Raw genomic sequence first — 24,383 nt, 5'->3', positions numbered from 1 at the left:
CCGCAATAAACTTCTCAGAACCCAGCTCGTGCGATGACCTCGACCAGCGAAACAATCCTCGACATCGCCAATCTCTCCGTCTCCGTGCGCGGCGAGGACGGCGAGCGCGAGGTGGTCTCCAATCTTTCGCTGACGCTTCAACGCGGCGAAACGCTCTGCATTGCCGGCGAATCCGGCTCCGGCAAATCGATGACCGCGCTGGCGATCATGCAGCTCCTGCCGCAGCCCGCCGCGCGCATATCTTCGGGCACGATCCGCCTTCTCAGCGGGAATGCGGGCGACACCGATCTCACAGCTCTCGACGAGCACCGCATGCGCCGCATCCGCGGCGACCGCGTCGCCATGATCTTCCAGGAGCCGATGACCTCGCTCAACCCGGTGCTGTCGATCGGCCGCCAGCTCACCGAATCCATCGAGGCGCATACCAGCCTCTCGCCCGCCGAGGCCCGAAGCCGCGCCATCGAGGCGTTGAAGGCAGTGCGCATTTCGGAAGCCGAAAGCCGGCTGAAACAGTTTCCGCATGAGCTGTCCGGCGGCATGCGCCAGCGCGTGATGATCGCTATGGCACTGGCGCTCGAGCCCGACGTGCTGATCGCCGACGAGCCCACGACCGCGCTCGACGTCACCGTGCAGGGCGAGGTTCTGGAGCTGCTGCGCGACCTGCAGCGCCAGCACGGCACCAGCGTCATCCTCATCACCCACGACATGGGCGTGGTCGCCGAAATGGCCGACCGCGTCATCATCATGCGGCATGGCAGCATGGTCGAGGAAGGCACGGCTTCGGACATTTTCGCCAGGCCGCGGGCCGACTACACGCGCGAGCTGCTCGCCGCCGTGCCGCGCATCGGCAAGCGCCCGGATTTGGACCCTGCCCCCTCACCCAGCCTCCGCTTCGCTCGGCTGACCTCTCCCCAAGGGGAGAGGAGATCGCCGGCGTCCGCGCCAATCCCTTCTCCCCACCGGGGAGAAGGTGGCCAGCAGGGCCGGATGAGGGGGCCTAGCGCCGACGCCAAAAAATCTGTCGCCGAGGTGAGAGATCTGCATGTCCGCTTCGACCTGCGTGGCGGCTTCTTCGGCAGGGTCAACCGGCGCGTCCATGCCGTCGAAGGCGTCAGCTTTTCGATCGCTTCCAACGAGACGCTGGCGCTGGTCGGCGAATCCGGTTGCGGCAAGTCGACCACCGCCAAGGCGCTGGCCGGACTGGTGCCTTATACCGGCGACATCGTCATCGGCGGACGCAACCTGTCGGGCCTCGGCCGCGACGAGCGCAAGGCGGTGCGCCGCGACGTGCAGATGATTTTTCAGGACCCCTACGCTTCGCTCGACCCGCGCATGCGCGTCGGCGATCTCGTTGCCGAGCCGCTGGTCATCCATGGCGTCGCCTCGAAGGAGGAGCGCAGGGACCGGGTGGCGGCTTTGTTCGAGCGGGTCGGCCTGTCGGCCGGCCAGATGGAGCTCTATCCCCACGAATTCTCCGGCGGCCAGCGCCAGCGCGTCTGCATCGCCCGTGCCCTGGCGCTAAGGCCGAAGCTGATCATCGCCGACGAAAGCGTTTCGGCCCTCGACGTTTCCGTGCAGGCGCGCGTACTCGACCTGCTGAAGGAATTGCAGCGTGAATTCGGCGTCGCCTACCTCTTCATCTCGCACGACATGGCTGTGGTCGAAAACATCTCCGACCGCGTCGCCGTCATGTATCTCGGCCAGATCGTCGAAATGGGAACGCGCGACCAGGTTTTCTCCAACCCCCGCCACCCCTACACCAAACGGTTGATCGAAGCCGTGCCGGTGCCTGATCCGGCGAAGCGCAGGAGCCGGTTCGCAAGGCTGGACCAGGAGATTCCAAGTGCGACGCGGAGGCTGGGCGAGAGCCCGCAGAGGCTGGTGCTGAGCGATGTCGGAGGCGGTCACCTGGTGGCGGGGTGAGGGGTATGCTGCTCATGCAAAGCTCGGAAACCATCGCAGCATTCTGTCGCGATGCGTGACGGGTCCCCGGCGCAAATCCAGAAATCCAGGAAAAGCGCAGACGCGTCAGGCGATGCCCGCCTTAAGGCGCGCACGGGTTCAGCAGCCCCAAATCCCACATCACGGCGCAAAACGCCGCCGGCGGGATCGAGACAGACCGGACTACCTCAGCCATAACATCCCCGCTCCATCGCCAGCCGCCTTACCAGCGCCAGCACCCCATCGATCGTCGGCGTCGGCTTCTTCACCAGTCGCCCTAGCTCCTGCACCGCGCCCACCAGCGCGTCTATTTCCATCGGACGGCCGCGTTCCAGGTCCTGCAGCATCGAGGTCTTGTGCTCGCCGACATCGCCGGCGCCCTTGATGCGGCGGTCGACTTCAATAGGGAAGCGCACGCCGAGGCTTTCTCCGATCGCTTGTGCTTCCAGCATCATGGCGCGGGCGAGCCTGCGGGTGGCCTCGTCGGCCACGATCGCGGCAAGCGTGCTTCCGGTCAGCGCCGAGATCGGGTTGAAGGAGAGGTTGCCCCACAGCTTTACCCAGATCTCGCTGCGTATGTCATCGCGCACCGGGGCCTGCAGGCCGGCCTTGACCATCTCCTGCGCCAGCAGGGTCACGCGTTCGCTCTTCTCGCCCGAGGGTTCGCCGAGCGAGAAGCGTCTGCCCTCGACATGGCGGATGAGACCGGGTTCGTCGACCTCGACGGCGGGGTAGACGACCGAGCCGATCACGCGCCGCGCGCCGATCCGGTCCCAGATCGTGCCGCCCGGGTCCACCGCTTGCAGCCTGGTGCCTTCGAGCGGCCCGCCCGCCTTGTGGAAATACCACCACGGCACGCCGTTCTGCATGGTGACGACTGCTGTCTGCTCCCCAAGCAGCGGCGCGATCCGGTCCAGCGCGGGGCCGACGGAATGCGCCTTCAGCGCCAGCACGACATAATCCTGCGCGCCAAGCTCCTCGGCCTGAGCCGCGGCTCTGACCGGAACCGCCGTTTCCGCGCCGTCTTCGATCATGCGCAGCCCGCTCTTCCTGATCGCTTCCAGGTGGGCACCGCGTGCCACGATCGAAAGCTCGGTCCGGCCGGCCGCAGCAAGCTTGGCCGCGAGATAGCCGCCGATGGCGCCGGCGCCGAAGATGGTGATCTTCATCGTTACAGTCCGAGCTTGGCGGCGAGCCCGATGCGCTGCAGCTTGCCGGTCGCGCCCTTGGGGATCTCGTCCAGGATCAGCACCTTGCGTGGCACCTTGAAGTCGGCGAGCCGCATGGCGGCATGCGCGCGGATATCGCTTTCGCTGGCGCTCATGCCTTCGCGCAGCACCACGGCCGCCGCCACCTCTTCGCCAAGCTTGTCGTGCGGCATGGCGAAGGTGACCACCTGCGCCACCGCCGGATGGTCCATCAGCACGTCGTCGACCTCGAGCGGCGAGATCTTCTCGCCGCCGCGGTTGATGATCTCCTTCAGCCGCCCCGTGACCTTGAGATAGCCGTCCGTGTCGAGCACGCCCTGGTCGCCCGTGTGGAACCAGCCATGCGCGAAGGCCGACGCATTGGCGTCGGGGTTCTTCTCGTAGCCCGCCGTGACGTTCGGCCCGCGAATGACGATCTCGCCGGTCTCGCCTGCCTCCATCAATCGGCCGTCCGGCGCCATGACGGCGACCTCTGGTCCGCCGGCCGCACCCACGCTGCCCGGCTTGCGCAGGCCCGGCGGCAGCCGGTTAGAGGCCATCTGGTGCGCGGCCTCCGTCATGCCATAGGCTTCGATGACAGGGCAGCCGAAGGTTGCCTCGAGCTCGGCCATCACCTGCGCCGGCAGCGAGGCCGAGGAGGAGCGGATGAAGCGCAGCGACGTCGCCGCCAACACCTCTTGATTGCGCGCCGCGCGCGGCAGGATCGCCTGGTGCATGGTCGGCACCGCCGTGTACCAACTGGGCTTGGCCTCGCCGAGCCACTGGAAGAAACGCAGTGCGTTGAAGCCCGGCGTGCAGTAGATGCTGCCGCCCGAGGCCAGCGACGACAGCACCGCCGCGATCAGCCCATGGATGTGGAACAGCGGCATGATGTTGAGGCAGCGGTCATCGGCCGTCAGGCCAAGCGTCGCGCCGATATGGCGGGCGGAGGCCGCGACATTGGCATGGCTGAGCGGCACCAGCTTAGGCCGAGAAGTGGTGCCGGAGGTGTGCAGCAACAGCGCGATATCATCGTCCCGCGCCATGTCGGGCGCCGCCCGCGGGCCGACCGCATTGCCCTCGATGATGAAGCTGCCGGCAGGCGCACCCGGCGGCACGACAAGCCGCAGCACGCCGATGCCGAGACGCTCGGCCACCGTCACCGCCGCACCGGTTTCATCAGCGGCGACAAGGATCGCCTTGGCGCCGATGTCGGTGAGATAGAAATCGAGCTCATCGGCACGATAGGCGGGATTGAGCGGCGCCGTCGCAGCGGTGGCCGCCACCGCGACGAAGCTGGTCGCCATCTCCGGCCCGTTCGGCAGCACGATAGCCACCCTGTCGCCCCGGCCGATGCCGAGCGCATGCAACTGTCCGGCCGTGGCGGCGATCAGGCTGCGCAACCCGCCATGGGTGAGTGTGGTCCTCTCTGGCGCCAGGATTGCCGGCGCGTCGTCGGCTCCGGCGGCGAGGCGTTGGGAGAGGTCTTTTGAATTCATACTCATGATCACCGATTATGGTTCAAACGATAGTTTTTGAAAGTCCAGTGGATGGTCCTGCCCCCCACGATTGCCGACGCCGTCATATGCATTGCTCTGCTGTTCACGGGCGGGGTAGCGCCAACGTCCGGAGTTCTCCCGATCGTCTCAATATCCAAGCGCCATCCCATCCTTGCGCGCATCGGAAGCCCCGGTCAGCGTTCCCTTTTCCCAGTCGATCAGCACCGCCTGGCCGCCGCCGAGCGGGTGATGCGGCTCGCCTACACGGTGGCCGCGCCGGCGCAGGCCTTCGATCGCCCCGGCGGGCACGTTGCGCTCGGCCTCGACCATGCCGTCATTGTAGAACACGCGCGGCGCGTCCAGCGCCTGTTGCGGATCCATGCCGAAATCGAGCATGCTGGTCAAAAGATGGACGTGGCCGAAAGGCTGGTAGCCGCCGCCCATGACGCCGAACGGCATCACCGCGCGGCCGTCCCTGGTCGCCATGCCGGGCATGATCGTGTGCATCGGCCGCTTGCCGGGCGCGATGGCGTTCGGATGCGCCGGGTCGAGGCGGAAGCTCGAGCCGCGGTTCTGCAGCACCACGCCGGTCTTAGGGCCGACGACGCCGCTGCCGAAGGAATAATAGGTGGAGTTGATGAAGGAGACCGCGTTGCGGTCGCGGTCGACGATGGAGATGTAGACCGTGTCGCTGCCGGGCAGCTGCACATCCGGCAGGTGCGTCATGGCGCGCTCGCGGTCGATCTCGGCACGCAGCCGCTCGGCATAGGCGGTCGACAGAAGCTGTCCCACCGGCACCGGCACATGGTCCTGATCGCCGACGAAACGATCGCGGTCACGGTAGGCCAGCCGTCCGGCCTCGATCTCAAGATGCAGGCGCTCGGCGCCGTTGGGGTCGAGCTCGCCGAGCTTGAGCCCCGACAGCACATTCAGCATCAGGAGCGCCGTCATCCCCTGATTGTTCGGCGGCATCTGGTGGATCTCGTGGCCGCCATAGGAGACGCTGACCGGCGCCACGTAGTGGCCCCTGGTCGAAGCGAAATCCTCTAGCGAATGCAGTCCACCCAATGCCCTGAGCCGGCTCACAATGTCGTCGGCGACGGCGCCTTCATAGAAACCGGCGCGGCCGTGCCTGGCGATGATGCGTAAGGTGGCGGCAAGCTCCGGCTGCCGGTGCACGTCGCCGGCCTGCGGCGGCTTGCCGCCGGGCAGGAAGATGCGCGCGGCATGTTCGTCGGCCGAAAGATCGGTCTCCGGCTCGGCCCAGTCGAAGGCGACGCGGTCATGCACGACATAGCCATTCTCGGCATAGTGGATCGCTGGCGCCAACACTTCGGCAAGGTCCTTGCGGCCATGGTCCTCCAGCAGCCGGCACCAGGCGTCGATCGCGCCGGGCACCGTCACGGCATGCGGTCCCTGTTTGGGAAGTTCGCTGAAACCCTGGTCGCGATACCAGTCGGCAGTCGCGCCCGCTGGCGCCCGGCCGGAGCCGTTGAAGGCCAGCACGTTTCCCTGGCCCGCGGGGCAATAGAGGACAAAACAGTCGCCGCCGATGCCGGTCGATTGCGGCTCGACCACGCCCTGTACGGCCGCCGCGCAGACCGCCGCGTCCATGGCATTGCCGCCGGCGCGCAGCATGTCGATTGCGGCAAGCGTCGAAAGCGGATGCGATGTCGCGGCCATCGCCTCGGTGGCACGGACCGGCGAGCGGCCGGGAAACTGGAAATCACGCATTCTGTCCGAATATCTCCTGGTCACTTGAAGCCAATTGGTCCGGTGAAATCAATGCCGCCTGCCGAAGATCTGCGCCACCGACAAGAGCACGACCGACAGCACGATCAGGCAGGTCGAGATGGCAGCTATCGTCGGGTCGATCTGGTCGCGCAGCGCGTTGAACATGCGGCGCGTCAGGGTCGTCGTCTCGCCGCCCGATATGAACAGCGAAACCACCACTTCGTCGAAGGAGGTGATGAAGGCAAACAGCGCGCCCGAGACGATCGAGAAGCGGATCTGCGGCATGGTTACCTGCCAAAACGCGGCGATACGTCCCGCGCCCAGGCTGCGCGCCACGCGCTCCTGGTTCATGTCGTAGGAGCGCAGGCCCGAAAGCACCGTCAGCACCACCAGCGGCAGCGCTTGCACCGTATGCGCGATGACCAGGCCGGTTAACGTGTTGTTGAGCCCGATGCGCGCGTAGAGGAAGAAGGTGCCTATGCCGATCAGGATCACCGGCACGATCAGCGACGCCGTCATCAGCGCGTTGATGGTGCCGTTGAAGCGCAGCGTGCCCCGGTTGATGGCATAGGCGGCGGCGGTGCCGAGCGGCGTCGCCACCAGCGCTGTCATAACAGCCACCTTGACCGAGACGACCGTCGCGTCGCGCCACTCCAGCGACTGGAAGTAGGTCTGGTACCAGCGCAGCGACCATTGCTGCGGCGGAAACTGCAGCAGCGTCGAATCCGAAAACGACATGATTACGATGATGACCGACGGCGCGATCAGGAACAACAGCACGAGGCCGCCCAGCGCATAGAGCCACAGACGTTGTCGGTGCGAGATCGGCAGGCCGACATCCCCGCTCATCGCGAACTCCACACACCGGTGGCGCGCGCGCCGAGCAGCCACTGGAACAGGCCGAGCAGCGCCAGCGTGACCACGAGCAGCACGACGCCCAGCGCCGCGCCGGCGCCCCAGTTGGAATAGAGGCTGGTGGTCTGTTCCATGCGCATCGCCCACATGACGACCTTGCCGCCGCCCATCAGCGCCGGGGTGACGAAAAAGCCGAGGCACAGCACGAAAACGATGACCACGCCGGAGGCTAGGCCCGGAAGCGACAGCGGAAAGAAGATCTGGCGGAAGGTGGAGACCGGGCCGGCGCCGAGATTCATCCCGGCGAGCAGGCAGTCGGTGTCGATGGTCTTCATCGAGGCGTAGAGCGGCAGCACCAGGAACGGCAGCAATATATGCGTCATGCCGATGACGACGCCGGAAAAATTGTTGGCCAGCGGCAGCGGCTGGCTGATGACGCCGAGGTCGATCAGCCAGCTGTTGATCAGCCCCTTGCGCTGCAGAATCACCAGCCACGCATAGGTGCGCACCAGCACCGATGTCCAGAACGGCAGGATGACGAAGATCAAGCAGATCGACGCCGCCCGGCGCGGCAGTTGCGACAACATATAGGCCAAGGGATAGCCCAGCAGCACGCAGGCAGCGGTGACGATGAAGGCGACCTTGAAGGTGGTGAGGAAGGTCTTGATGTAGGAGGCCTGCTCGAAGAAGCGCGCATAGTTGGCGGCGCTCAAGACGCCGGCCTCGTCGAACAGCGACAGCCAGAACAGCCAGCCGATCGGCACGATGATGATGGCAAAGACGAGGAACAGGCTTGGCGACAGCAGCGCCAGCAGCCGAAACTGCTCGCGCCGCGCGTCGGCGCGCAGCACATACGCGTTCAGGTCCTGAGCCATGGCGCCAATTGTCTCGTCCATCGCGGCGTTTTGCACGCTCATCAGTCCGCCGCCACCAGGATCGTATCCTGCGCATCGAGGCCAAGCGCGATAGGCTGCCCGGCGGCCGGCAACCTGGCCAGCACGTCGCTGCGGCAATAGTCGCGCAATGTCAGCTGCCTCCCGTCGCGCAGCACGGCGTAGCAGATGAAGCTGTCGCCCTGATAGATGACGTCACTGAGCGTGGCGCTGAGCACGTTGACGCCCCTGACCGGCTCGGCATTGGCCAGCAGCCGCAGCTTTTCCGGCCGCACCACCATCAGCTGCTGGCCCGACGCCGGCGCCGGCGCCGCGGTGTGGATTTGCCTGTCCTCGTACCAGGCCGAACCGCTGCGACATTCGACGGGGATGAAATTCGATTCCCCGATGAAGCCGGCGACGAACCGGGTGCGCGGCGCGGCGTAGAGGGTTTCGGGCTTGTCGAGCTGCTCGATGCGCCCGGCATTCATGACGGCGATACGGTCCGACATGGTGATGGCCTCCCGCTGGTCGTGCGTGACATAGACAGTCGTCATGCCGAGCCGCCGATGCAGGGCGCGCAGTTCGATCTGCATGTGTTCGCGCAGCCCCTTGTCCAACGCCGACAGCGGCTCGTCCATCAGCACGATGCGTGGCTCGAACACGATGGCGCGCGCCAGCGCCACGCGCTGGCGCTGGCCGCCGGAGAGCTGGTCGACGCGCCGTTCGCCGAGGCCCTGCAATTTCACCAGTTCCAGCGCCTTCTCGACGCGCTCCACCGTCTCGGCGGCCGGGACGCGGCGCTGCTTCAGCGGAAAGGCGATGTTGTGGAAGACGTTCATATGCGGGAACAGCGCATAATTCTGGAACACCATGCCGATATTGCGCCTGTGCGGCGGCGTGGTGATGATCTCCTCGTCGCCGACCTTGATCGAGCCGGCATTGGCCCGCACGAACCCCGCCAGGATCATCAGCAGCGTCGTCTTTCCGGAGCCGGAAGGGCCGAGCAACGTCAGGAATTCGCCCGCCGCGACGTCGAGGTTGAGGTCGCGCAGCACCGATACGGAGCCAAATCGTTTCTCGATCGCGCGCATGCCGATCGGCAGCGCGGATGGCGCAATGGACAAGATTGTTTTCTCCCAGGCAGAGACTCCAAAAAGCAGGGCACCTCGAGCCGCCCCGCCATGTCAGGGTTCCCCGCCTATTGCTGGATCAGATTGTTGAACTTCTCCGTCGCCTCGACGAGGTTGTCGCGCCAGAACTCGGCATCCTGCAGCACCTGCTTCTTGACGTTCTCCGGCGACGAGTTGATGTCCTTGATCCGCTCCGGGGGGATCTTGCCGGTCTCGAAGGCCTTCTCGTTGACTGGTCCGTTGTCGACATAAAGCGGCAGATTGGCCTGCAATTGCGGGCTGACGAACATCGCCAGCGCCTTCATCGCGGCCTCCTTGTTCTTGGCGCCCTTGGGAATGACCATGCAGTCGGCGGTGAGCACGCCCTGGTCGAAGGAGAAGCTGACGGGCGCGCCTTCCTTCTTCAGGGTGCCGGCGCGGCCGTTCCAGATGCTCGCCATGTCGACCTCGCCGTCCTTCACCAGCTGCATGGCCTGCGCGCCGGAGGTCCACCAGGCATCGACATGGCCACGGATCTTGTCGACCGATTTCAGCGCGCCGTCGATATCGACCGGATAGACCTTGTCGATCGGCAGGCCCGAGGCGAGGGCTGCAACGCTCAGTGTCTCCGTCGCCTGGCTGCTGCTCAGCGCACGCCGTCCGGGAAACTTTTCCACGTTCCAGAAGTCGGCCCACGTCTTGGGGCCTTTGTCGCCGAACACATCGGTCCGGTAGACGAGCACGACCGAGGTATAGGAGATGCCGACCCAGTCGTCATGCACGAGCTTGGGATTGATGCCGCTCTTGTCGATAAGGTTGTAATCGAGCTTTTCGAAAAGCCCTTCCTTCGAGCCGCGCGCGCATTCGTCGGCGCCGAGCTCGGTGACGTCCCACTTCACCGCATTGCCTGTCACCTGCAGGCGCACGTCGTCGAGGCCGTTGGTGGTGTCTTCCTTGATGGTGATGCCGAGCGCATCGGCGGCCGGCTTGAAGAATGCCTTGCCCTGCGCCTCCTGATAGGTGCCGCCCCATGAGGCGACGGTGATGGTGTCGCCTGCCACGGCGGGTGCCGCGACCGCTGCCATGAAGCCCGCTACGGCAACGACGCTAACGCTCTTCGTGCTGTTCATGTCGGTTCTCCAACCGGTGTTCCCATTGTTTTTGATTTCGCATGCGATTTTGTATACAATTTTGAGTGTAACTCGGGGATCAGCGAAGTCAACACCGCTCGGCGGGGCCTTTGGGGCCACCGATCTGGGGCCGGGGAATGGCAAAACGCGCCGAGTTTGAATACAGCTACGCGTGAAACACATCGATTTCCGGCACAGACCGGAGACTGGATACGGACCTTGGCCAAGGAAACAAAAAACACGCTGCGCGACTCGGTCTATTCCGCGCTCAAGGCCATGATCGTGACCGGCCAGATCCCGCCGGGCGCGCGCGTCACCGAGAGCGACATTGCGGCAAAGCTGAATGTCAGCCGCACACCCGTGCGCGAGGCCTTCAACCGCCTCGAGCGCGACGGATTGGTCACCGGCCGGCCGCGGCAGGGCTACGCCGTCACCGAGTTTGACATCAACATGTTCCGCGAGGCCTTCGACATCCGCGAACTGCTCGACGGCCACGCCACCGAATTGGCAGCGGCGGCGGCCACCGAGAAAGACAAGGCGCGACTGCGCGCCATGCTGGCCGAATGCGAGAGGCTGGCCGCCATTGCGGATCGAACCACAAGGGAAAAATTCCAGGAGCTTGAAGTCGGCATCGACCTGCACCGCGTCATCGCCGAAATCAGCGGCAACGCGATGCTGCACGGCATGCTGTGCGGCATCCTCGACAAGTGCCAGCATTATGTCTGGACGGAACTGCTGTGGCTCGACGAATGGAAGATCGCCCGCGACGAGCATGCCGAGATCGTCGAGGCCATCTGCGCCGGCGACGCCAAGCGCGCCGGCGCCCTGGCGCGCGCCCATGTGCGCGGCTCGCGCGAGAACGTGCTGCGCCTGCTGCAGGCCAAATCGGACTACCAGAGCTTTCTGGCCAAGGCGTCTTGAGCGGACCGGTCGGTGCTGCGCCACAGCGGCATCCGTTATGGATATCGCGGACCGCAGCGCTATGTCACAATAGACTGGGATGAACGACAGGGACGGTCCCGCGTGCTGCCTTCGGCCGGGCTCGAGCGATTGAGCGCATTTTCCGATGGCGTGTTCGCCGTCCTTATCACCGTGCTCGTGCTTGACCTGCGCCCACCGGAATTGCCGACCTTCGCCGCGCTGCTGGCCTTGTGGCCGACATGGCTGAGCTACGGCGTAAGCTATCTCTTCATAGCCATCGTCTGGGCGAACCACCATCATCTCCTGCGCCACGCCACGGCGGCGACGACCAGCCTGATGTGGTACAATTTCGCGCATCTGTTCTCGGTGTCGCTGCTGCCGCTGGCGACCGCCTGGATGGCGGTCAGCGAGCTGGCCCCGCAGCCGGTGGCGTTCTACGCGGTCGTCTTCTTCCTCGTGAATCTGACCTACATTCTCCTGATCCGGGAACTCATCGACCCGATGCCGGCCGACGCCGTCCCGCTCAAGGTGCGCAAGGCCATGCGCATCCGCTCGATCGTGACGCTGTGCCTTTTCGGCTTGGCGGTGGTCGTCGCCCTGAGATACCCGATCGCCGGACTGGCGATCTGTTGCTGCTGCCTGGCCGTCTATCTCCGGCCGGAAGCGCCAGGGGCGCGCGCCGGCTGAGCGCAATGGAGCGGCGGACTTCAGACGATGCCGTGCTTCTTCAGCAGCGCCTGCTCATCGCCCGACACCCATCCGAATATCTTCGGCTCCCCGTCGAGTTTCCGGACAAGGTAGTGAACGTCGAAATCGATCCCGACATCCGCTTGGCCCTTGCGGGCATAGGTCGCGGTCCATGCAACATGGGCAACGCAATGATGCTCGTCGATCGGCGAGATGCGGATATCGCGTATCCGCATCTCTTTCGTTCCGATTGCCCGGTAGTGGGCATAGCCCTGGGCCATGACTTGCTTGAGTTGATCGTCGTTCTTTCCGGTCACGACGCCGGCAGGCGAGGCGGCTATGAACTCCGACGTGTAGAGCGACGCGGCCTCATCCATGTCCATGCTGCCGCCAAGCGACGCCTTGAAAAACTGCTGATAGCGTTCAAAAAATCTCTTTACGCTCATCTCCATGATTTCCGCTCCGGTCGTGTCTTCGAATCAGCGCTGTTCCCGCAAGCTCCGGAGGAAATGGATCATCGCGGCGTTGACCTCGTCCGGGCGTTCCTGCTGGGTCCAGTGCCCGCAGCCGGGCAGCATCAACATATCGCGGAGTTGCGGGACGAAATTTCCGAGATTGGCCAGCAGCTGATCCATTCCGGGGAAGGCGACCACCAGATCGCGGTCGCCCGCTATATAGAGCGCGGGAACCTTGATCCGCGCGCCGGCAAAGGGCGCCATCAATTCCCAGTTCCGGTCGATGTTGCGGTACCAGTTGAGGCCTCCGGAAAAACCGGTGCGCTGGAACTCGCCGGCGTAGAAATCGAGGTCGCCTTGGCTGAGCCAGGGCGGCAGGCCCGGTGGCGCCTCGACGGCTTGCAGGAAGCCTCCGCCATGTGGAACCATGCCGATTCCACCCGCGTTCGTGTTCGGGGCATCCCCCGATGCTGCGTAAAGCATGGCCCGCACCGTGGTCCGGGGGTCCCGCTCCAGCTCGGCCTCGGCAATGCCGGGTTGCTGGAAATAGAGCTGGTAGAATTGCGAGTCCGTCGTTCGCGGCATCAGGCTGGTCGGGCGCGCTTTGGCGCGCGGCCGGAACGGTACGCTGAGGCCGATGACGGCTTGGAACCGGTCGGGGCGAAGCAGCGCCGCGTGCCAGGCGACGACGGCGCCCCAGTCGTGGCCGGCGATGATGGCGGTGGGCGCTTCGAGGGCATCTAGAAGGCCCACCATGTCGCCGACCAGATGGAAGAGCGTATACTCTTCGACCGCCTCCGGCCGATCGCTCCTGCCATAGCCCCGCATGTCGGGGGCGACGGCGTGAAAGCCCGCCGCCGCGAGCGCACCCAACTGATGGCGCCAGGAATACCAGGATTCGGGAAAGCCGTGGCACAAGAGCACCAAAGGGCCGTCGCCCTGCTCCGCGACGTTGAGGCGGATGCCGTTGGTCTCGACCATTCGCTGTGTCGGTTTGCTCACGGCCGCTTCTCACGTTCGTGTGTCAGTCTCTGTTTAACGGCTGGCGGCGAAGGCCGCAACGAGTGCGTTGAGCAACCCGAATGCCTGTCCTGGAGGTCATGCATCTTTTTGTCGCCGGCTCAGGAGTGATCGCGGCAATGAATATCCGACATTCGGTCCGCGCCCGCGTTGCGGTTCCGAACTCCTGCCCCAGCTTCAAACGCGATGAGCGCGCTTGCCTATTTGTCATCCGGCCGTCATACGTTGGTGCTACGAACCGTTAGTTCTGGATGTGTGGATACATGGATAAAAAATCAGCGCTCCTCGCTTTGGCGGCACTCGGCCAGGATACAAGGCTCGAGGTCTTTCGCCTGCTTGTCCAGGCGGGCGCCGAGGGGACCCCCGCCGGCGAGATCGCTTCCCGCTTGAACATCGTGCAGAACACGATGTCGGCACACCTCAAGGTTCTTGATCATGCCGGCCTCGTCCGCGCCGAGCGCGACGGCCGCACAATCCGCTACGTCGCCGACATGACCGGATTCCGCGATCTGCTCGCCTATCTCATGGAAGACTGCTGCAATGGCGCGCCGGAACTCTGTCAGCCGGTAATCCAGGCGGTGACCTGCAAATGCTAGAAGGGAGGGCGCACGCCATGAGCGAGCCATACAACGTTCTTTTCCTCTGCACGGGAAATTCGGCAAGGTCGATCATCGCCGAGGCGATACTCAATCGTGTCGGTGCTGGCAGGTTCCAGGCCTATTCGGCCGGATCCCATCCGAAGGGAGCGGTTCACCCCTTTACGTTGCAGCTTCTGGAGAACCTCAACTACGACACCTCTTTTGCTCGTTCGAAGGACTGGGAAGAGTTCGCGGTTCCCGGCGCACCGCAAATGGATTTCGTGTTTACGGTCTGTGACAACGCCGCCAACGAATCGTGCCCGGTCTGGCCGGGGCAGCCGATGACCGCGCATTGGGGCGTGCCTGATCCGGCTGACGTGGAAGGCACCGATGCCGAAAAGCACCTGGCCTTCGCCGAAGCCTATCGCATGCTGAACAACCGGATCTCGATCTTCGTCAGCCTGCCGATCAACATGGTAGACAAGCTCGCCTTGCAGAAGCGGCTGAATGAAATCGGCCGCAATCTTCCCAGAGCCGGCTGAGCAAGGAAAGCATCATGACCGATCATGCTTTGAACGCGGGCGAGGCCCGATCCGGTATCGGCTTCGTCGAGAAATACCTGACCGTGTGGGTGGCGCTGTGCATCGTCGCCGGCATCGCGCTTGGCCATCTCATGCCAGGTGTCTTCCGCGCCGTCGGCGAGGCCGAGATCGCCAAGGTCAACCTGCCGGTCGCGGCACTGATCTGGCTGATGATCGTGCCGATGCTGGTCAAGATCGACTTCGCCGCGCTCGGCCATGTGAAGGAGCATTGGCGCGGAATCGGTGTGACACTGTTCGTCAATTGGGCGGTGAAGCCGTTCTCGATGGCGGCGCTCGGCTGGCTGTTCATAGGGTATCTCTTTCGGCCTTATCTGCCGGCCGACCAGATCGACAGCTATATCGCCGGCCTTGTCATCTTGGCGGCCGCGCCCTGCACAGCGATGGTTTTTGTGTGGTCGAACCTGACGAAAGGCGAACCGCATTTCACGCTGAGCCAGGTCGCGCTTAACGACACCATCATGATCTTCGCCTTCGCGCCGATCGTCGGCTTGCTGCTCGGCCTCTCGGCCATCACCGTGCCCTGGAATACGCTCGTCCTTTCCGTCGCGCTCTACATCGTCGTGCCGGTCATCGGTGCCCAACTCCTGCGTCGGCGGCTGCTCGCGGCGGGCCGCGAAGCCGCCTTGAAGCGATTTCTGGAACGGCTTCAGCCGCTCTCGCTCATGGCCTTGCTCGCCACGCTCGTGCTGCTGTTCGGATTTCAGGGCGTGCAAATCCTGGCGCAGCCGCTGATCATCGCGCTGCTGGCCGTGCCGATCCTGATCCAGGTCTATTTCAATTCGGGGCTCGCTTACCTGCTCAACCGCATCTCCGGCGAGCAGCACTGCGTCGCCGGCCCCTCGGCCCTGATCGGCGCCTCGAACTTCTTCGAACTGGCGGTCGCCGCCGCCATCAGCCTGTTCGGCTTCCAGTCGGGGGCGGCGCTCGCTACCGTCGTCGGCGTGCTGATCGAAGTGCCGGTCATGCTCTCCGTGGTCTGGATCGTGAACCACTCCAAAGGCTGGTACGAGGGTGGCCGCGCAGTGTCCCGTGTTGCCGAAAACAATAATGCTCGACCTTGATCGAAAAATTGCAAGATTAGCCGTTGGCCCTCAGCCGGCCGGGCGGCCCCCTGGTTGATTGCCTTGCAAGGAAGCTCGGGATTGCAGTCGACGCTCTCCCGTCAATTGCGGGGCATTCGTCCGCTTGACAGTCTGCCTACTAGAAGGTAGACAGACCATATGAGCAACTTTTCGACGACATCTGACGAGATTCTGGCCTCGGCACAAAAGCTGATCATCGCCGGCGGCTATAACGGATTCAGCTACGCAGACATCGCGGCCGTGGTCGGCATACGCAAGGCCAGCATCCACCACCACTTCCCCAGCAAGGTCGATCTGGTGCGTACGCTTGTGTCGCGTTACCGCGAGAACGCCGAAGCCGGCATGGCCGATCTCGAGCGCAGCGTGCCTGAACCGCTCGAACTCGTTCAGGCCTACGCGGGCTATTGGGCCAGATGCATCGAGGATGCAAGCATCCCGTTCTGCGTATGTGCGCTGCTGGCAAGCGAACTTCCAGCGCTTCCGAACGAGGTCGCCTCGGAGGTACGGGCGTATTTTCAGTTTCTCTCGGCGTGGCTGACGTCGGTCATCGAACGCGGCGAACAACAAGGCTCCCTGAAAATCTCTGGTCCGGCGCCGGTGGAGGCAGAGGCGCTCATGGCCACCGTTCACGGCGCAATGCTGTCGGCCCGGGCATACGGAAAGCCTGGCGTCTTTGCTACAATTCTCGACCCGACCCTGCGGAGGCTGAAGCCCGAATGATATCAGTGCCGGGCGGCTAAGCGACGGGTCGCCCCGACAAGAGCATCGATAAATGCGCCGCATTAAACTACCAACTAGCAGGTAAAGGAATTCCCTATGTTTCACAAACTCCTCTCGGCTCTCTTGGTCATCGGTATCCCGGCGACCTTCGCCATCACGGCGCCCGCTCAGGCTCAAAGCCGGAAGGCCGAGCAGATCCACATCAGGGGCAGCGTGTTGACCTTCAGCGCTTCGACGCTGAAGGTCAACACGCGGGAAGGAGAAACCATTGACGTCGCCCTGGCTGACGGCTGGAAGATCTCTGCCGTCGCCACTGCGAAGGTGGCCGATATCAAGCCAGGCGACTTCGTCGGAATTGCCTCGCTGCCGAAGGACAAGGGCGGTGACGGCGCTCTGGAAGTCCTGATCTTCCCGCCCTCGTTGAAAGGCGCAGGCGAGGGAAGCTATGGGTGGGATCTGAAGCCCAACAGCAGCATGACCAATGCAACCGTCGCCGATGCCGTCAAGGACGTCGACGGACGCACCGTGACCGTGTCCTACCAGGGCAAGGAAAAGAAGATCGCGATCCCGGATGGCACGCCTGTCGTGACCCTCGCTCCGGCAACCAAGGACGATCTGGTTCCGGGTGCCGTCGTCTTCATAGCAGGCGAGAAGGCCGCAAGCGGAACGATCGGTCATCAGGTCGTTGTCGGCAAAAATGGCGTGGTCCCGCCCATGTGAGCCACGTCGCCGCTCGTTCGCAGGCTGTCGGCCATCACAGCGACGCTGGCGAAAGATACGCTGAGCGGTTCGGCGCGGACGAACGCGACAGTGAACGCCTACCGCTCGTCCGAAATGCCGGCAACATTTCCCATGCACCGGAAGCGGCGCATTCGCCGACGGCTGTGGCCTGTACCCCGGCGCCGGCTCCCGGACGAAAGTGGCGGATAAATGAAGGCTACGAGGGTGAAACAGCCCTCTTTGACAAGCGCCTCGGCCATCTGTGATGGCCGAGATCATCAGACACACATTGAACCATACCTGAAGGATATCCAATGAGACGCGATCGCGGTGAAGTTGCTTCAAATGACCAGGACAAGTGGCTCAAGCTGTATTACCTCGCCCGTGCGGCCTTTTCCGTCGTCTGGGTCGTGACCGCTTTGACGGTCGGCCGGCAGTCGGCGTCCATCGCGGCTGTCTTGCTTGTTGCCTATCCTGTCTGGGATGCAGCCGCCAATTATGTCGATGCTTCCCGCAACGGCGGGCTTGCCGCCAATCGTACGCAAGCATTCAACGTTGCAGTCAGTTCGGTGGTCGCCCTTGCAGTCATCATGGCGCTGGCGATGAACATGAATTGGGTACTCGGCGTTTTCGGCGTGTGGGCAATCTTCTCCGGCCTGCTGCAGCTTGGAACCGCAATCCGGCGCTGGAAAGCCGCCGGAGGCCAATGGGCCATGATCTTGAGCGGAGGCCAATCGGCTGTCGCCGGCGCATTCTTCATCGCGCAAGCGCAGATGTCCGCACCGCCCTCGATCGCCAACATCGCAGGCTATGCTGGCTTCGGCGCCTTCTATTTCCTCGTCTCAGCCCTTTGGCTGACCGTCTCGCAATCGCGGCGCCGGAAAGTGGCATCCGTTCAAGCATGATCCACATTGTCGGTCTCCGGCGTCGTGGTCCGACGCCAGACGAACGTCGCATCGGCTTCGGCGTCGCTGCCGAGGAAAAAGGCGGCGGCGGGCTGATGGTGGTCATCGGCGTCAGCTGACACGGAGCCGGAATTGGCGCTGTTGCGGCATCAGAGCCGCACATGGCCCGGCGACGGTTGCCCAGAGGTTTGCCTCGACGCCGAGCGGCGCAGGCAACCTCGGAACACGTGCGGGCCCTGCACGTTGATCCCGAACCGCTCGTGGAGTGCACCATGCCAGATTGGATCGGGACTTGGCGAAACCAATACGGCTCGACCGTCATCATCGAGGACGACGCGGAAGGCGTCATTCGCGGCACGTTCAGGACGGCGTTGGAAGACAGCAGTTTCTTTGGTCAGGAACTTCCGATCCATGGCGCTGCTTGTGGCGACGTAATCGGCTTCACGGCTGCGGGACAGGGCAAGGCCGGGCCTGCGGCCGTGAGCTACACCGGCATTCTGCGGGAAAGTAAGCTCGAGACGCTTTGGCATACCGTTGCAGGGCAGACCCTTACCGCATCGGCGGAAGGGGCGCCCGCCAGGATAGTCAGAGTTGGGGCATGGCGCGCCTTCGGGACCAGCCTGGATGTGTTCGAGCGCGTGGAATGACCCAGCCCCTTGGGCCGGCGTGGCTCCATGGGCGGCTATGGAAGGCCGCCAGGCCCGCATGGGATATGCGTGACTGGAGGCGGCTTGCCGATCCTGAGCGATTTCGGCAGCGCTGTGGTCGAGCCGACCGGAGGACGATGGCATGGCGGAAGAAGGCAACGACGCGCAGGTAGTCCTGCAGTGCATGACAACCGAGCACTTCGTGTTGCAGACCGCCCGCGCAGCCACGATTCAAGAGGCGAATCAGCGCGCCAATCTGTTCCTCACGTCAGTCTCAAGCGTAGCGATCGCTCTGTCATTCGTGGCGCAAGTCACGAAAATGGGTATGCCGTTCGTGCTGTTCAGCCTGATCTTGCTGCCCTGCGTCTTCTTTATCGGCCTGGTCACCTTCGTCCGCGCCGTGCAGGTTGCTGTCGAGGACATGGTGCACGCCCGTGGAATGGCACGGATCCGGCACTACTACGTTGAAGTCGCGCCCGCCATGCAAAGCTATCTCGTTCATTCCACGCACGACGATCGCTCGGCAGTGCGCGTGGACAAGGGGCTCAGCCCATCGCCGTTGCAGTATTTCATGACGACGGCCGGCATGGTGAGCGTGATCAGCAGCGCCATTGCAGGTGTCTTTACAGGCATCGCCGCCACAGCGGCAGTCGGCGCGGGAATGGCTCTCGGCGTGGCAGCCGGGATGCTCGCCTTCGCTGCAAGTGTGTTCGTGCTGCGCCGCTATCACCTGCGGGCCTGGGCGGCGGCCGAGCAAAGACTGACGGTTCTTTTCCCAGGCACGCGCGGGGAATGACGCACTTGCGGAGCCGCTTCGGGCCAGAGCAGACGGAGGTGTGGGCCGCGTGCCGATCGAGCTTAAACAGCTGCGTTGGCCGAAGTGGCGGAGGCTGGTAGCTTCCGCTTCCGCAAGGCCGCGGATTCGCTCGCCCTTAAGCAACCCAATCTCAGACGGAGAGTCAGGGAGATGCGAGGAGTAACTCGGCGTCGTGTTGTACCGAAATGGCGCGCCCGAAGAGATTCGAACTCCTGACCCCCAGATTCGTAGTCTGGTGCTCTATCCAGCTGAGCTACGGGCGCGCATCAGGTCATGCTTTCCATGACCCCACGATCCGATCCTCGAGGACCGGCCGCGAATGTGTGCAGTTCCCTAGCGACTGAATTCGCGAAAAGCAAGCCGATCCGGCAAAAGTTTTGTCGTCGACGCGTCATCCGGTGAATCCGGCCGGAAATCCGGATTGTTCGAAGCGGCATTCAGGTCAAAGCGGGCCGGACCGGTTTGCTGGGCAAAACAGCGCCCGGGCCTGTCAAGCCGGACGGCGCAGCCCGTTGCGGGCCTGGTCGAGCCGCACCGGCTGGTCGGGAATGGTGACGGCGAAGGTGGTGCGCCCGCCAATCGATTCGACCAGCTCCACCGTGCCGCCATGCGCGCGGATCAGTTCATGCGCGATCGCCAGGCCAAGCCCGGTGCCGCCGCTGCGCGCAGAGCCGCGGAACGCCGCGAACAGGTTCTCGCGCGCCTTAGGCGGCAGGCCGGGGCCGGTGTCGGTGACGACGATGCGGCTGACGCTGCCCATGCGCTCGGCCGAAACCGCCAGCCGGCGCACCACGGCGCTTTCCGTGTCCGCCGCCATCGCCTGCACGGCGTTGCGGCACAGATTGGTGAGCACGCGGAACAGCTGGTCGGAATCGGCATCCACCTCGAACGCCTTCTCGACCGCGTTGATGAACTCGATGCCTTCCTCGATGTCGAGCAGGCCGTGCACGTCCTCGACCAGCTGGCGCAGCCGCACGCGCCGGCGCGAAGGCGGCGGCTCCTGCGTGCGGCCATAATGAAGCACGCCTTCCGAGTAGGAGACCGCGCGGTCGAGCGCACGCAGGAGCTTCGGTGCGAAGGCCTGCACGGTCGGATCCTTGACCTGGCGCAGGCGGTCTGAAATGAGCTGCGCCGAGGCCAGGATGTTGCGCATGTCGTGGTTGATCTTCGACACGGCGAGGCCGAGGTCGGCCAGGTGCTTCTGCTCGGTCAGCATCTTCTGCAGCCGCTCCTGCATCTGCGACAGCTCGCGCTCGGCCACCCCGATCTCGTCGGCGCGGGCGGCGGGATGAATGATCCGGCTGGGATCGTCGGGGGCCTGCGAGAAGGACAGCATGGAGCGCGTCATGTTGCGGATCGGGCCGATCATGATCAGGTCGATCGCGGCATAGACCAACATTGCCGTGAACAGCGAGATCAGCAGCGAGACGAAGGCGACGTTGCGCGAATAGATGAGCATGGCCTTGCGCAGGCTGTAGTCCGGCATGATCAGCTCGAACTCCTTGTCGCTGTCGCCGACCGGCCCGAAGACGCGCAGCATCCGGTTGCCGCCGAAAAACAGCGTGTCGAGCGCGCCGGTCATGCCCTTGACCATGCCCACGCTGGCGAGGTCGATGTGCTCGTCGACCTGCGGCGGCATGTCGGCCACCACAAGCAGCCGCGACACGCCGCCGTCGCGCACCGCGATCGCCTTGGCGCCGATCGCCATGAGCACGTCGTTCTGCGCCGTGCGCGACAGCGAGGTCGGTTCGCCCTGCACCAGCACGATCGATACGGCCGCGGCGGTGCTCAGCCGCTCCTTGAGCCAGGCCAGCCGGTAGCTGGCGATCCAGGGCAGGAAGATGAGCACCTCGGCCAAAAGCACGAAAACGATGGTCAACAGCAGCAGTTTCGTCGACAGGCCGCGCGACAAGGGGACGCTGCGGACGGCGGCTGGCGCTGGTCCTGTCCCTTCCTCGGCGTGCGTGGTTTCGCTCATGCGGTCCTGTCTTCACAATCGCTTGATCAGCCCAGATTAGGCGATTGCGGCTTTTTTGCCAATTTGCTCCTTGGTCGGAGAGATATAATTGCCGCCGAAGGTGCTCATCCCGGGCCCGGCGGCACCGGCCCCGGCACCGGATTGACTTCCAAAACCCTTCTTTCTATAAGCCCGCTCACGCTCGGGCCATTCGTCCCGGCGCGGTTTCGATCGCGCCAAAGCCGGCCCGGCAAAGCTCCTGTTACAGAGTGACAGAATCAAGAAGGGCCGCACCCCGCGGTATTAAAACAAATGAAGCGTACCTACCAACCGTCCAAACTCGTCCGCAAACGCCGGCACGGTTTCCGTGCCCGCATGGCCACCAAGGGTGGTCGCGGCGTCGTCGCAGCTCGCCGCAACCGCGGCCGCAAGCGGCTCAGCGCCTGAGCGAGACAAGATCGTTGCCCGCAACCGGCAAGCCAGTGGGACAAAATCCCAAGCGGCTTCTGAAACGCGCGGAATTCCTGGCCGTCCGCCGTGGTGAAAAACGTCGCGGGCGGTTTTTCCTCATCGAGGTCCTCGACCGCGGCGATGGCGGAGCGCCGCGCGTCGGCTACACCGTCACCAAGAAGGTCGGCAACGCGGTCGTGCGCAACCGCGTCAGGCGGCGGCTGAAAGAGGCCGTGCGCACCCATGCGGCCGATGACATGATGCCTGGCAATGATTATGTCATCGTCGGGCGCGATGATGCGCTCCGCGCCCCGTTCGGCCAGTTGAAAGCCGAACTCTCCCGCCGACTTCGCGGAACACGATAGGCCAAGGGCTCTCGATGGAAAACAACCGGAACTTCTTCATCACCATCGCGCTGTCGGTGCTGATCCTGACCCTGTGGCAGGTTTTCTACATGAACCCGCGCGTCGAGCAGCAGCGCGAGGCGGCGCGCGTCGAGCAGCAGCGCGTGGAAGAGCAGAAGAAGGCGGCAGAGACAGCCAATCCGGGCGCGGCAACGCCAGCGCCGGCCGGCACCGCTCCCGGTGCCATCCCCAACGCGCCCGGCGGCGACACCGTGACCGCGGCCAGCCGCGACCAGGTGCTGGCGGCTTCGAAGCGCGTCAAGATCGATACGCCGAGCCTGGAAGGCTCGATCAACCTGACCGGCGCCCGTCTCGACGACCTCAAGCTCAAGCACTACACCGAAACCGTCGACAAGAATTCGCCCAAGATCGAACTGCTCAACCCTTCGGAGCTGCCCACCGGCTACTTCGCCGAGATCGGCTTCGTCGGCAACGACAAGACGGGCACGGTACCGGGCGCGGATACGGTGTGGAACGTCGAAGGCAATCCGACGCTGACCCCGTCGACGCCGGTGACGCTGACTTACACCAATGACAAGGGGCTGACCTTCAAGCGCACCTTCTCTGTGGACAGCGACTACATGTTCACCGTTTCCGACGAGGTGCGCAACTCGGGTTCGGCCCCGGTTACGCTGTCGAATTACGGCCGCGTCACCCGCTACGACAAGCCGGCAGTCGCCAGCACCTACGTGCTGCATGAAGGCCTGATTGGCTTCACCGGTGCGGAAGGCCTGCAGGAACACAAATACGCGTCCATCGAGAAGGACAAGGAAGTCAAGCCGGGCAAGGCGACGGACGGCTGGCTTGGCATCACCGACAAATACTGGGCGGTGACGGTGGTCCCGAGCGAGAAGCAGCCGTTCCAGCCGCGCTTCGGCTATTTCGTGGACGGCCGCCACCGCTACCAGTCCGACTTCCTCACCGACCCGATCAATGTCGAGGCCGGCCAGTCGGCTACCGTCGAGACCGAGGTCTTCGCCGGCGCCAAGGAAGTGGCCAAGATCAATGCCTATGCCGAAGACCGGCACATCAAGCGGTTCGACCTGCTGATCGACTGGGGCTGGTTCCACTTCATCACCAAGCCGATGTTCTGGCTCATCGACACGCTCTACAAATTCCTCGGCAATTTCGGCCTGGCGATCCTCGCCACCACCGTCATCGTCAAGGCCATCTTCTTCCCGCTCGCCAACAAGTCCTACGCGTCGATGGCGAACATGAAGAAGGTGCAGCCCAAGATGCTCGAGATCCGCGAGAAATACGCGGACGACAAGATGAAGCAGCAACAGGCGATGATGGAGCTGTACAAGACCGAGAAGATCAATCCGCTCGCCGGCTGCTGGCCGGTGGCATTGCAGATCCCGGTCTTCTTCTCGCTCTACAAGGTGCTCTACATCACCATCGAGATGCGCCATGCGCCGTTCTTCGGCTGGATCCAGGATCTGGCCGCGCCCGATCCGACGTCGATCTTCAACCTGTTCGGCCTCGTTCCGATCACGCTTCCGCACATGCTGATGATTGGCGTCTGGCCGCTGATCATGGGCGTCACCATGTTCCTGCAGATGCGCATGAACCCGACGCCGCCGGACCCGACGCAGGCCGCGATCTTCACCTGGATGCCCGTTATCTTCACCTTCATGATGGCTGGTTTCCCGGCAGGCCTGGTCATCTACTGGGCCTGGAACAACACGCTGTCGATCCTCCAGCAAGGCGTGATCATGAAGCGCCAGGGCGCCAAGATCGAACTGTGGGACAATCTGCTGGCGCTGTTCCGCAAGAAACCCTCGCCGGCGGAATAAAAGGCGCCGGCTCCGGATTCCGAACAAAAAACCCCGGTTCGTCCGGGGTTTTTTGTTCGGACAGAGGTCTTGGCCGGCATCGATCGCCAAGTTTTTCTCAAGCCCAACACCGCGACGGCTTCGGCGCAGCGACGCTGGTGTCTGGCAGGCCTCCGGCAAACCGGGTTCCGCGCCGCTTCGCGGGATACTGGTCCATTCGAGCAATGAAATGGCGGCAGGGCAGACCAGCCGTGGTGCGCCCCGGTTTTTCCGCAGAGCCGCCGCGGCTTGCGCTCAATGGTTACCCGATCGC

At 64.0% G+C, this 24,383-nt stretch carries 25 protein-coding genes and 1 tRNA gene; 15 read left to right on the top strand and 11 right to left on the bottom strand.

Going from position 1 to position 24,383, the window contains the following annotated elements; translation table 11 throughout:
- The first annotated feature begins 33 nt into the window (after positions 1-33).
- The gene (locus LB566_RS21110; RefSeq protein ID WP_224626631.1) at positions 34-1,923 is read left to right on the top strand and encodes an ABC transporter ATP-binding protein; all 1,890 of its coding nucleotides are present in this window, start codon (positions 34-36) and stop codon (positions 1,921-1,923) included.
- A gap of 206 nt (positions 1,924-2,129) precedes the next feature.
- On the opposite strand, the gene LB566_RS21105 is transcribed toward LB566_RS21110, so the two are convergent.
- From LB566_RS21105 to LB566_RS21075, 7 genes are all read right to left on the bottom strand, one after another.
- Complete coding sequence (locus tag LB566_RS21105) at positions 2,130-3,110, bottom strand: 2-dehydropantoate 2-reductase (RefSeq protein WP_224626629.1); 981 nt, start codon at positions 3,108-3,110, stop codon at positions 2,130-2,132.
- 2 nt (positions 3,111-3,112) lie between these two features.
- Positions 3,113-4,633, bottom strand: a complete 1,521-nt coding sequence (locus LB566_RS21100; RefSeq protein ID WP_224626627.1) for an acyl--CoA ligase — start codon at positions 4,631-4,633, stop codon at positions 3,113-3,115.
- A gap of 141 nt (positions 4,634-4,774) precedes the next feature.
- The gene (ggt, locus tag LB566_RS21095) at positions 4,775-6,361 is read right to left on the bottom strand and encodes a gamma-glutamyltransferase (protein ID WP_224626623.1); all 1,587 of its coding nucleotides are present in this window, start codon (positions 6,359-6,361) and stop codon (positions 4,775-4,777) included.
- 48 nt (positions 6,362-6,409) lie between these two features.
- On the bottom strand, positions 6,410-7,210 hold the full coding sequence (locus tag LB566_RS21090) for an ABC transporter permease (RefSeq protein ID WP_224626620.1): 801 nt from the start codon (positions 7,208-7,210) through the stop codon (positions 6,410-6,412).
- Positions 7,207-8,133: an ABC transporter permease gene (locus LB566_RS21085; protein ID WP_224626617.1), complete on the bottom strand. Its 927-nt coding sequence runs from the start codon at positions 8,131-8,133 to the stop codon at positions 7,207-7,209. Before LB566_RS21085 ends, LB566_RS21090 begins: the two co-directional genes overlap by 4 nt.
- The gene (locus LB566_RS21080; protein WP_140551666.1) at positions 8,133-9,215 is read right to left on the bottom strand and encodes an ABC transporter ATP-binding protein; all 1,083 of its coding nucleotides are present in this window, start codon (positions 9,213-9,215) and stop codon (positions 8,133-8,135) included. The genes LB566_RS21085 and LB566_RS21080 overlap by 1 nt, the downstream gene beginning before the upstream one ends.
- 74 nt (positions 9,216-9,289) lie before the next feature.
- On the bottom strand, positions 9,290-10,330 hold the full coding sequence (locus tag LB566_RS21075; protein WP_224626613.1) for an ABC transporter substrate-binding protein: 1,041 nt from the start codon (positions 10,328-10,330) through the stop codon (positions 9,290-9,292).
- A 219-nt stretch (positions 10,331-10,549) separates the two neighbouring features.
- On the opposite strand from LB566_RS21075, the gene LB566_RS21070 reads away from it, so the two are divergent.
- Positions 10,550-11,251, top strand: a complete 702-nt coding sequence (locus tag LB566_RS21070) for a GntR family transcriptional regulator (RefSeq protein WP_181165185.1) — start codon at positions 10,550-10,552, stop codon at positions 11,249-11,251.
- Positions 11,252-11,263: 12 nt separating this feature from the next.
- Positions 11,264-11,938 (top strand): TMEM175 family protein, encoded by a 675-nt coding sequence (locus LB566_RS21065; RefSeq protein ID WP_224626612.1) that lies wholly within the window; start codon positions 11,264-11,266, stop codon positions 11,936-11,938.
- A 20-nt stretch (positions 11,939-11,958) separates the two neighbouring features.
- On the opposite strand, the gene LB566_RS21060 is transcribed toward LB566_RS21065, so the two are convergent.
- The gene (locus LB566_RS21060; RefSeq protein ID WP_224626611.1) at positions 11,959-12,390 is read right to left on the bottom strand and encodes a nuclear transport factor 2 family protein; all 432 of its coding nucleotides are present in this window, start codon (positions 12,388-12,390) and stop codon (positions 11,959-11,961) included.
- A gap of 27 nt (positions 12,391-12,417) precedes the next feature.
- Positions 12,418-13,395 carry an alpha/beta fold hydrolase gene (locus LB566_RS21055; protein ID WP_224626610.1) on the bottom strand — a complete coding sequence of 326 codons (978 nt, stop codon included), beginning with the start codon at positions 13,393-13,395 and terminating at the stop codon, positions 12,418-12,420.
- Positions 13,396-13,676: 281 nt separating this feature from the next.
- Here LB566_RS21055 and LB566_RS21050 point away from each other — a divergent pair, with 281 nt between their 5' ends.
- The 9 genes from LB566_RS21050 (at position 13,677) to LB566_RS21015 (ending at position 19,463) form a co-directional block, all read left to right on the top strand.
- Complete coding sequence (locus LB566_RS21050) at positions 13,677-14,009, top strand: ArsR/SmtB family transcription factor (RefSeq protein WP_140551661.1); 333 nt, start codon at positions 13,677-13,679, stop codon at positions 14,007-14,009.
- A gap of 17 nt (positions 14,010-14,026) precedes the next feature.
- Complete coding sequence (locus tag LB566_RS21045) at positions 14,027-14,533, top strand: arsenate reductase ArsC (protein WP_140551660.1); 507 nt, start codon at positions 14,027-14,029, stop codon at positions 14,531-14,533.
- A gap of 14 nt (positions 14,534-14,547) precedes the next feature.
- On the top strand, positions 14,548-15,654 hold the full coding sequence (gene arsB / locus LB566_RS21040) for an ACR3 family arsenite efflux transporter (RefSeq protein ID WP_140551659.1): 1,107 nt from the start codon (positions 14,548-14,550) through the stop codon (positions 15,652-15,654).
- 159 nt (positions 15,655-15,813) lie between these two features.
- Positions 15,814-16,395, top strand: a complete 582-nt coding sequence (locus LB566_RS21035; protein ID WP_140551658.1) for a TetR/AcrR family transcriptional regulator — start codon at positions 15,814-15,816, stop codon at positions 16,393-16,395.
- Positions 16,396-16,491: 96 nt separating this feature from the next.
- Positions 16,492-17,115: a hypothetical protein gene (locus tag LB566_RS21030; protein ID WP_140551657.1), complete on the top strand. Its 624-nt coding sequence runs from the start codon at positions 16,492-16,494 to the stop codon at positions 17,113-17,115.
- Positions 17,116-17,429: 314 nt separating this feature from the next.
- On the top strand, positions 17,430-18,020 hold the full coding sequence (locus tag LB566_RS21025; protein WP_224626609.1) for a DUF308 domain-containing protein: 591 nt from the start codon (positions 17,430-17,432) through the stop codon (positions 18,018-18,020).
- Positions 18,017-18,139: a hypothetical protein gene (locus LB566_RS30375; RefSeq protein WP_263498281.1), complete on the top strand. Its 123-nt coding sequence runs from the start codon at positions 18,017-18,019 to the stop codon at positions 18,137-18,139. Before LB566_RS21025 ends, LB566_RS30375 begins: the two co-directional genes overlap by 4 nt.
- A gap of 153 nt (positions 18,140-18,292) precedes the next feature.
- Positions 18,293-18,667, top strand: coding sequence for an avidin/streptavidin family protein (locus LB566_RS21020; RefSeq protein ID WP_224626608.1), 375 nt, complete (start codon positions 18,293-18,295; stop codon positions 18,665-18,667).
- A 142-nt stretch (positions 18,668-18,809) separates the two neighbouring features.
- Positions 18,810-19,463, top strand: a complete 654-nt coding sequence (locus LB566_RS21015; protein WP_224626605.1) for a hypothetical protein — start codon at positions 18,810-18,812, stop codon at positions 19,461-19,463.
- Positions 19,464-19,670: 207 nt separating this feature from the next.
- Here LB566_RS21015 and LB566_RS21010 read toward each other — a convergent pair.
- Together LB566_RS21010 and LB566_RS21005 are read right to left on the bottom strand one after the other, a co-directional pair.
- Positions 19,671-19,747 (bottom strand) — tRNA-Arg (locus tag LB566_RS21010).
- Positions 19,748-19,974: 227 nt separating this feature from the next.
- Positions 19,975-21,462 carry an ATP-binding protein gene (locus LB566_RS21005; RefSeq protein WP_140551653.1) on the bottom strand — a complete coding sequence of 496 codons (1,488 nt, stop codon included), beginning with the start codon at positions 21,460-21,462 and terminating at the stop codon, positions 19,975-19,977.
- 291 nt (positions 21,463-21,753) lie between these two features.
- On the opposite strand from LB566_RS21005, the gene rpmH reads away from it, so the two are divergent.
- Genes rpmH through yidC form a run of 3 tightly spaced genes read left to right on the top strand, consistent with a single transcriptional unit; the run spans position 21,754 to position 24,091 of the window.
- A complete protein-coding gene (gene rpmH / locus LB566_RS21000) occupies positions 21,754-21,888 on the top strand; it encodes a 50S ribosomal protein L34 (protein WP_008833937.1) in 135 nt (44 codons plus the stop codon).
- 14 nt (positions 21,889-21,902) lie between these two features.
- On the top strand, positions 21,903-22,256 hold the full coding sequence (rnpA, locus tag LB566_RS20995) for a ribonuclease P protein component (protein ID WP_224626602.1): 354 nt from the start codon (positions 21,903-21,905) through the stop codon (positions 22,254-22,256).
- Between the two features lie 14 nt (positions 22,257-22,270).
- Positions 22,271-24,091, top strand: a complete 1,821-nt coding sequence (yidC, locus tag LB566_RS20990; protein WP_224626600.1) for a membrane protein insertase YidC — start codon at positions 22,271-22,273, stop codon at positions 24,089-24,091.
- Positions 24,092-24,383 lie beyond the last annotated feature (292 nt).

It is taken from the genome of Mesorhizobium sp. CA13 (genome assembly GCF_020165235.1).
Taxonomy (GTDB): Bacteria; Pseudomonadota; Alphaproteobacteria; order Rhizobiales; family Rhizobiaceae; genus Mesorhizobium.
This window is presented reverse-complemented; position numbering and strand designations above follow the sequence as displayed.